At 64.5% G+C, this 8217-nt stretch carries 8 protein-coding genes; 3 read left to right on the forward strand and 5 right to left on the reverse strand.

What is annotated here, in order from left to right:
• Positions 1–16 precede the first annotated feature (16 nt).
• Together W823_RS33725 and W823_RS33730 are read right to left on the reverse strand one after the other, a co-directional pair.
• Complete coding sequence (locus W823_RS33725; RefSeq protein WP_023954579.1) at positions 17–1207, reverse strand: acyl-CoA dehydrogenase family protein; 1191 nt, start codon at positions 1205–1207, stop codon at positions 17–19.
• Positions 1204–2436: a CoA transferase gene (locus W823_RS33730; protein WP_023954581.1), complete on the reverse strand. Its 1233-nt coding sequence runs from the start codon at positions 2434–2436 to the stop codon at positions 1204–1206. The genes W823_RS33725 and W823_RS33730 overlap by 4 nt, the downstream gene beginning before the upstream one ends.
• Before the next feature lie 153 nt (positions 2437–2589).
• On the opposite strand from W823_RS33730, the gene W823_RS33735 reads away from it, so the two are divergent.
• Positions 2590–3801 (forward strand): acetyl-CoA C-acetyltransferase, encoded by a 1212-nt coding sequence (locus tag W823_RS33735; protein WP_023954583.1) that lies wholly within the window; start codon positions 2590–2592, stop codon positions 3799–3801.
• A 23-nt stretch (positions 3802–3824) separates the two neighbouring features.
• Here W823_RS33735 and W823_RS33740 read toward each other — a convergent pair whose 3' ends face one another.
• The 3 genes from W823_RS33740 to W823_RS57010 form a co-directional block, all read right to left on the reverse strand.
• Entirely contained in the window at positions 3825–4487 is a 663-nt protein-coding gene (locus tag W823_RS33740) for a hypothetical protein (RefSeq protein WP_152537965.1), read from the reverse strand.
• A gap of 94 nt (positions 4488–4581) precedes the next feature.
• Positions 4582–5055 (reverse strand): TspO/MBR family protein, encoded by a 474-nt coding sequence (locus W823_RS33745; RefSeq protein WP_023954587.1) that lies wholly within the window; start codon positions 5053–5055, stop codon positions 4582–4584.
• 83 nt (positions 5056–5138) lie between these two features.
• Positions 5139–5405 (reverse strand): hypothetical protein, encoded by a 267-nt coding sequence (locus W823_RS57010; RefSeq protein WP_200866337.1) that lies wholly within the window; start codon positions 5403–5405, stop codon positions 5139–5141.
• A gap of 317 nt (positions 5406–5722) precedes the next feature.
• Between W823_RS57010 and gdhA the strand changes: the two genes are divergently transcribed.
• Together gdhA and W823_RS33760 are read left to right on the forward strand one after the other, a co-directional pair.
• Entirely contained in the window at positions 5723–7066 is a 1344-nt protein-coding gene (gene gdhA, locus W823_RS33755; protein WP_023954588.1) for an NADP-specific glutamate dehydrogenase, read from the forward strand.
• A gap of 63 nt (positions 7067–7129) precedes the next feature.
• A complete protein-coding gene (locus W823_RS33760) occupies positions 7130–8014 on the forward strand; it encodes an LLM class flavin-dependent oxidoreductase (protein ID WP_023954590.1) in 885 nt (294 codons plus the stop codon).
• The last annotated feature ends 203 nt before the right edge of the window (positions 8015–8217 follow it).

Here is an 8217-nt window from a genome sequence, read left to right on the forward strand (position 1 = left end):
GCGCCGAGGAGGCCCTTCAGAGGGCGTACGTGCGCATCACACCCTTGCTGATGATGGTCTTCTGGATCTCACTGGTGCCTTCACCGATGAGCAGGAACGGCGCCTCTCGCATCAGACGCTCGATCTCGTACTCCTTCGAGTAGCCGTATCCGCCGTGGATACGGAAACTGGCCTGGGTCACCTCGGAGCAGTACTCACTCGTCAGGTACTTGGCCATACCGGCCGCAACGTCGTTGCGTTCTCCCGAGTCCTTGAGCCGCGCAGCGTTGATCATCATCAGGTGCGCCGCCTCGACCTTGGTCGCCATCTCCGCCAGCGAGAACGCGATGGCTTGATGCTGCGCGATGGGCTTGCCGAATGTGCTGGTTTGCTGTGCATATCGCGCGGCGAGTTCAAACGCGCGTAAGGCGACACCGCATGCGCGGGCAGAGACGTTGACGCGACCGACCTCGATACCGTCCATCATGTGCCGGAAACCGTGGCCGGGACTGCCACCGAGGACCATGTCCGACGAGATCCGGTAGTCGTCGAAGAAGAGTTCGGTGGTGTCGATGCCCCGATAGCCCATCTTCTCGATCTTCCCGGGGATCGTGAGTCCCGGCGCCACCTCGCCGAATCCCACGGGCTTTTCGACCAGGAACGTGGTGAGGTTCTCGTGCGCCTTCGCCGACCCTTCGTCGGTGCGCACCAGAACCGCGACGAGGGTAGAACTCCCGCCGTTGGTGAGCCACATCTTCTGACCGTTGACGAGGTAGTGGTCGCCGTCGCGTGTGGCGCGGGTACGGATTGCGGCCACGTCCGATCCCAGCTCGGGCTCTGACATCGAAAAGGCGCCGCGCACTTGCCCTGTCGCCATTCGCGGCAGAAAGTGCGACTTCTGTTCGGCAGTGCCGTGCTGCCGGATCATGTACGCCACGATGAAGTGGGTGTTGAGCACACCCGACACACTCATCCACCCGCGCGCCAACTCCTCTACACACAGGGCGTAGGTCAGCAGCGACTCACCGAGTCCCCCGTACTCCTCGGGGATCATCAACCCGAAAAGTCCCATATCGCTCATCGTGTCGACCAGAGCCTGAGGGTAGGTGTCGGAGTGTTCGAGTTCCTGAGCGTTCGGTATCACGTTCTTCTCCACGAAATCGCGCACCGTGGAAAGGATTTCCTTCTGCACGTCGGTGAGGCCTGGGGTTTGCGCGAGTCGGGTCATTCGGTGTCCTTTGCGGTTGGTCGGGTGGTTGCGCGCACCACGCCGCGGTTGTGGAGGTCGGCGATCTGCGCGTCGGTGAGGTTCAGGTACTCCGCCAGCACGTGCGCCGTATCGTCGCCGTTGGCCGGTGCGGGACGGGCGGGTGGATGTGCGCCCTCGAACGTCATCGGTGTGGTCGGTGCCAGATAGCTGCCGATGCGCGGCTGCTCGACCAGGCCGAACATGGGGTTGTTCATCACCTTCGGGTCGCAGGCAACCTGCGCGAAGGTGCGGTAGCGCTCGTACACCACCGACGTGTCCGCCAGGGCTGCCTCCGCCTCGTCGGCGTTCCGTTCGGCGAACCACACCCCGAACAAACCGTCGAGTACCCGGCGATGACGGTAGCGGTCGCCGTCCTTCGTGAAGTCCACGCGCAGTGCAGTTTCCAGCGCCCTGACCGCATCGGCAGTTCCGGTCACCTCGGCGAGGTCGCGGAAGTGCCGCGGCGTGATGGCAACCACCATGAGCCGCTCACCATCTGCTGTCGCGAAGTCGCAACCGTAGGTGCCATAGATCCCGTTACCCACCCGCGGTCGATCATCGCCGCCGAGCTGCGCCTCCGCCAGGTATCCGAGATGCCCGGTGGTCGCCAGCGCGACATCTTCCAGCGGCAGCACCACCCGTGCACCGGCGCCGGTCTCCGATCGACGGATCACCGCCGCGGTCACCGACAGCGCCGCGTACAGGCCGCATGCCACATCCCATGCCGGCAACACGTGGTTCACCGGGCCCGCCGTGGTCGATGAGCCGGTGACAAGCGGAAAACCCGTGGCCGCGTTGACCGTGTAGTCGAGGGCACCCGAACCGTCGGCGCGGCCGAGGACCTGAACGTGGATGAGATCAGGACGGATCGCGGCGAGGGAATCGTAGTCCAGCCAATCTCGTCCGGCCGCATTCGTCACGAGGACACCGGCTTCGGTGATGAGGTCACGGATCAGTGCGATCGCCTCGGGGTCGCGGAAGTCGACCGCGACCGATCGTTTGCCCTTGTTCAGATTCGCCCAGTAGATGGACTCGCCTTCGTCGGTGACCGGCCAACGGTGATAGTCGGCAGCTCCGCCGATCGGGTCGACTCGGATGACCTCGGCGCCAAGTGCTTCCAGTGTCATTCCCGCGAGAGGGGCGGCGACGAAGCTCGACACCTCGACGATCCGCAGCCCCTTCAGTGGCGAGGTCGGCACGTCGGTCACCGCAGGCGGTCTGGAGATTGCAGGCGGTCCGGGGGATGCAGGCAATTGGTCATGGGAACACCCTGCCCGGCATCGGCCCGAAGGTCCATATGCACCGACCCACCATGTTTTCGGCCTTCAGCATGCATGATGGATCCGCTGAGAGGAGCCGGTGTGCGCGATGTGGTGATCTGTGAGCCGATTCGGACCCCGATCGGTCGGTATGGCGGAATGTTCAAGTCGCTGACCGCCGTCGATCTGGGTGTTGCCGCCATGACCGGCCTGATCCATCGCACCGGCATCGCACCCGACCTGATCGAAGACGTGATCCTGGGCCACTGCAACGGCAACAGTGAAGCCCCTGCAATCGGCCGCGTGGTGGCCCTCGACGCCGGCCTACCGGTGACCGTGCCGGGAATGCACGTCGACCGCCGGTGCGGATCAGGTCTGCAGGCCGTCATCCAGGCTGCTTTCCAGGTGGGCAACGGCGACAACGAACTCGTGGTCGCCGGCGGCACCGAATCGATGAGCAACGCATCGTTCTACTCGGTCGACATGCGCTGGGGCGCCGCGCGAACGGGGGTCCAGATGCACGACAGCCTCGTCCGCGCGCGGTCCACGGCAGGTGGCAGGCACCACCCGGTGCCCGGCGGCATGATCGAAACTGCCGAGAATCTGCGCCGCAGGTACGGCATCAGCCGCGTCGAACAGGACCAGCTCGCGGTGACTTCTCATGCACGCGCTGTGGCGGCACAGCAGGACGGCGTCCTTGCCGAAGAGATCATCCCGGTCGGTGTCTCGGTTCGCGGCGGCGAGAAGGTGATCGACACCGACGAACATCCACGTGCCGACGTGACCCTGGAGAAGCTCGGTGCATTGCGTCCGATCATGGCTGCTGACGACCCCCATGCCACCGTCACCGCAGGCAACGCCAGTGGACAGAACGATGCGGCTTCGCTCTGCGTGGTGACCACTGTCGAGAAGGCGGCCGCGCTCGGCCTCGATCCGCTGGTCCGGCTGGTGTCCTGGGGAATCGCCGGCGTGGCGCCGGAAGTGATGGGCATCGGTCCCGTCCCGGCGACGGAGAAGGCGCTGGCCAAAGCGGGATTGACGTTGTCGGACATCGATCTCATCGAACTCAACGAGGCTTTCGCGGCCCAGACCCTCGCCGTGATGCGGGAGTGGGAGTTCGGTGCCGGTGACCTCGACCGCACCAACGTTCACGGTTCAGGGATCTCGCTCGGTCACCCCGTCGGCGCGACGGGCGGACGAATGCTTGCCTCCCTCGCCCGGGAGATGCGTCGCCGAGATGCGCGGTACGGGCTCGAGACCATGTGCATCGGCGGCGGTCAGGGTTTGGCCGCGGTGTTCGAGATTGTTCGCTGAGGTCGTTCTGCACGACACCCGAGTCACAAGTTGCTGTCGGCCGCCCAGCCTTCCTCCGCCAGCACCCTCGACAAGGCGACGGTTGCGCAAGGAGGCTCGGTGACGCCGAATCGTGGGCAGCGGGCTCGCAATTCGTTGTGCAAGTGCTGTTGTGGTGTCAGACCGAACGGTTCCTCGCCCGGTGGGGCGATCACACCCCACAGCGAGTCGTACACCTCGGCGGTACCGACTCCGAGCCCGGCGATGTCGCACTCGATCTCGACGCGGCGGTAGTTGGGCTCGGTGCGGTCGACGGCGCTCAGCTGTTCCGGCGTCAGCATTGTCATCACCACCGAGATCGGCGGGCCGGGGCGACGGAACGGGGCCGCGGGGATGAATCCGGCGACGCTGCGGTGCGCACTGTGGCCGACCGAGATGTCGTTGACTGTGCCACGAAGGAAGGGAACACACCCATCGACCTCCGCGAGCTTTCGCCTCATCACCGCTGCACAGGCGTTTGAACCCACCGCGACCACCGGCAGGCGTTGCGACAGTACAGGTTTCGCCGCCCTGCGCAGTTCGCGCTCGACGTCCTCGACCGTGGCAAGCTGTCGGTACTCGTCGCCTACGAGCAAGCCGGTGCCGGCGACAGCTCGGCCGGGGTACTCCATGGGCCGGGCCGTCAGGTCGTCGTCGCACTCGGACACCGGCACAGGATACCGACGCTCAAACGCAGGTTTTGTGTTTCTTTACAGGTGTTGCAACGCCTGTAAGGAGACACAAAGCCTGCGAACTCTGCGGTCAGCGATTACGGCGCCAGATCGCAGCCGACAGAACCGTCGCGAAAGCGCACCACGCGGCGTACGGAACCAGCGCCGCGGAAGCAATCGGCGACCCTGGCTGCGCGCGCCGAACCAGATCCACACAACTCAGCGTGAGCACACCTGCGGTCGCGGTCGCAGCGTCGAGACGATGCGCTTTGAAGAAGACCCAGGTCCAGGATCCGTTGAGGACAAGGTTCAGGTACAGCGCTCGTTCGAAGGCGGCTGCGTCGATGTGCCGACCCTGCTCATGTAGGCGGTCGACCACCACCGCCGAGCTGATGGCGACATCGCTGTAGAGCGCGGTCCACACGATTGGGAACGCGACGGACGGCGGCTGGAACGGCGGCTTCGACAGCTTGCGGTACCAGCGGGTGTTCACGTCTTGCGACGCCAGCGCGCCGATGCCTGCTGCCAGACCTGCGGCGGCGGATGTCTTGACCAGTGAGCGCATATCGGGCCCCTTTTCGACGACTCTGCCAACGGTACGTCGCCGGTTCGCAGGTCCGAGGGGTTTCGCGTGACCGGAACGAGCTGTCAGCGTTCCTCGCGCCGACGGCGCCGCCATTCCAGATCGGCGTCGCGCCGCTGCTGTTCAGCTCGTTCGCGACAGCGCTGCAGGAACTCCGCGTCTGCGACGGGGTCTTGCGGGACAAACCGGCCTTTGCGGTCATATTCGGGAAAGAGTGACCCGGCACCGCGGTCGGCGGGCCGGCGACGATTGCGGACACGAGGGCGACCGCTGAGAAACCACACCACCGATCCGACAAAAGGAGGATGATCACCAAGAGCAGCCAGCCCCACCGCGGCATGCCTTTCGGCTCACCTTCACCGCCGACGATGTCCACAAGCGAGGCGATCATCAAGATCAGCACGATGAGTGTCACGTAGGGCATGTACGGCCCCCACCAATACATCCCCCACCAGTACGGGTAGTACAACGGCACACTCGCCCCCTCGGTCACATGATCGGCGCAACTCTTTCACGATGACCGCTGGGTGAATAGACACTGAGCGATGGACATCTCCGGCGATAGGCAATTTCTGTCGATCGATAGGCTGACCGGGCAACACGGCACGTCCGACGCCTCGACAAGACCGCAGAGGGAGCACTGTTCCAAGTGATCGATGAGAAGCTACATGACCTCTACGAGGACATCGTCGCCCGCAACCCCGCCGAACGTGAGTTCCACCAGGCCGTACGCGAGGTCTTCGACAGTCTTGGTCCGGTGGTCGCCAAACACCCTCACTACACGGACGCTGCGATCATCCGTCGCCTCTGTGAACCCGAACGGCAGATCATCTTCCGAGTGCCGTGGACCGACGACGCCGGCGGCGTGCAGGTCAACCGCGGGTTCCGGGTGGAGTTCAACTCCGCACTCGGCCCCTACAAGGGTGGTCTGCGTTTTCACCCCAGCGTGTATCTCGGCATCGTCAAGTTCCTCGGCTTCGAGCAGATATTCAAGAATGCCCTCACCGGCTTGCCGATCGGTGGCGGCAAAGGCGGGGCGGATTTCGACCCGAAGGGCCGCTCCGACAACGAGGTGATGAGGTTCTGTCAGTCGTTCATGACCGAGCTCTACCGGCACATCGGCGAGCACACCGATGTCCCCGCCGGTGATATCGGTGTCGGTGGACGGGAGATCGGATATCTGTTCGGACAGTACAAACGCATCACCAACCGCTACGAGTCCGGCGTCCTTACCGGGAAAGGCTTGTCGTGGGGAGGTTCGCAGGTCCGCACCGAAGCCACCGGATACGGCACGGTGTACTTCGTGAGCGAGATGCTCGCCGCCATGGGCGACTCCTTCGACGGCAAACGTGTCGCAGTGTCGGGCTCGGGCAACGTGGCCATCTATGCCATCGAGAAGATCCAGCAACTCGGCGGAATCGCGGTGGCCTGCTCCGACTCGAGTGGATACGTGGTGGACGACAACGGCCTCGATTTGGAGCTTCTCAAGGACGTCAAGATCAATCAGCGTGGACGGATCGCAGATTACGTGCAGGCACGAGGCCGGGGAGCCGAGCTCGGCACGGCCGGGAGTATCTGGCACGTTCCCGTCGACATCGCGCTGCCCTGTGCCACGCAGAACGAACTCGACGCCGATGACGCGAAAGCGCTCATCGCCAACGACTGCCGCATCGTGGCCGAGGGCGCGAACATGCCCACCACACCTGAGGCCACCAAGCTGTTCTCTGACGCCGGCGTTCGTTTCGCGCCCGGCAAGGCAGCCAATGCCGGCGGGGTGGCGACGAGCGCCCTGGAGATGCAGCAGAATGCGTCCCGGGATTCGTGGTCGTTCGACCACACCGAGGAACGGCTCGCCGAGATCATGCGTTCGATCCACGATCGGTGCCTGCACACCGCAGAGGCCTATGGCTTTCCCGGCAACTACACCGCAGGAGCGAACATCAGCGCATTCACCCACGTAGCCGACGCAATGCTCGCACAGGGACTGATCTGAAGATCGGCGAAACCGGCACCCCACCCGGGGTGATCATGGAGGATCAGGTTCGTGCAGGTCGGAATGACGTTGCCGGTGATGGAACCGGATCTCGATGCAACTGTTCTCAAACAATGGGCGAAAGCCGTTGATGATGGGCCTTTTTCGTCCATCTGCTGGGGCGAGCGCATGGCCTTCGACAACCCCGACAGTCTCACGATGCTCGGTGCGGTTGCCGCGTGGACCGACCGGGTGCAACTGGTCACCACGGTGATCGTGCCCCAACTCCACGACCCGGTCATGCTGGCGAAGGCGCTCGCAACGGGCGACATGCTCTCCGGCGGGCGGCTTACGGTCGGACTCGGGGTAGGCGGACGGCACGAGGACTATCGAGCAGTCGGCGCCGACCCGAAGAGTCAGACCATCCGCGGCATGGCCGACCGCGTCGCAATCATGAAACGGGTGTGGGCCGGCGAACGGATCACCGATTCGGTGCTTCCCGTTGGCCCCTCACCCGAGCAGGAGGGTGGCCCCCGGCTGATGGTGGGGACCATCGGCCCGAAAACGCTTCGCTCTGCGGCGCATTGGGCCGAGGGCCTGGCGGGGACCACGCTTGACCTAAACGTCGACAAGCAGAAAGAGCTGTTCGACGTCGCCACCACCTCGTGGGCGGAGGCGGGCAATAAGCCACCGCATCTGGCGACATCCTTCTGGTTCGCACTCGGCGATCCCGAACCCGCCCGTGCGCAGATCCACCATCACCTGCGTCGGTATATGAATTGGATCCCTGCCGACTTCGTCGACGCGATCGCTCCCACTACGGGCTGGGCAGGCGACGAGAATCAGCTTGCCGAGGTACTGGCGAGGTTCGCTGCCATCGGCACCGACGAAATCCACCTCATCCCGACCAGTTCAGACCTCAGTCAACTTCAACGGGTTGCGGACGTGGTCGAGGCGTTTCGCGATTAGTCCGGTCCGGGAAGCGCCCCCAGCCGGCTCGACCGAACAGACGTCATTCACTCGCATGCCGACGCCCGCCCGTCGCGGCCCGAGGATGTACACACGCGAAATGTGATCCGGGCGCTCGCGGTGATCTGCGGGACGAGCTTCGGCCAGTTGGGAGAGCGGGGCGGATGGGCCGCTCGCGTTTCCGGTGCTTGCTCGGTCTGCGG

It is taken from the genome of Williamsia sp. D3 (assembly GCF_000506245.1).
Taxonomy (GTDB): domain Bacteria; phylum Actinomycetota; class Actinomycetes; order Mycobacteriales; family Mycobacteriaceae; genus Williamsia; species Williamsia muralis.

What these genes read in the sequence shown, in the direction of transcription:
- W823_RS33725 (WP_023954579.1), bottom strand. Translation starts at nt 1,207, where the DNA reads ATGACCCGACTCGCGCAAACCCCAGGCCTCACCGACGTGCAGAAGGAA.
- W823_RS33745 (WP_023954587.1), bottom strand. Translation starts at nt 5,055, where the DNA reads ATGCGCTCACTGGTCAAGACATCCGCCGCCGCAGGTCTGGCAGCAGGC.
- W823_RS33760 (WP_023954590.1), top strand. Translation starts at nt 7,130, where the DNA reads ATGACGTTGCCGGTGATGGAACCGGATCTCGATGCAACTGTTCTCAAA.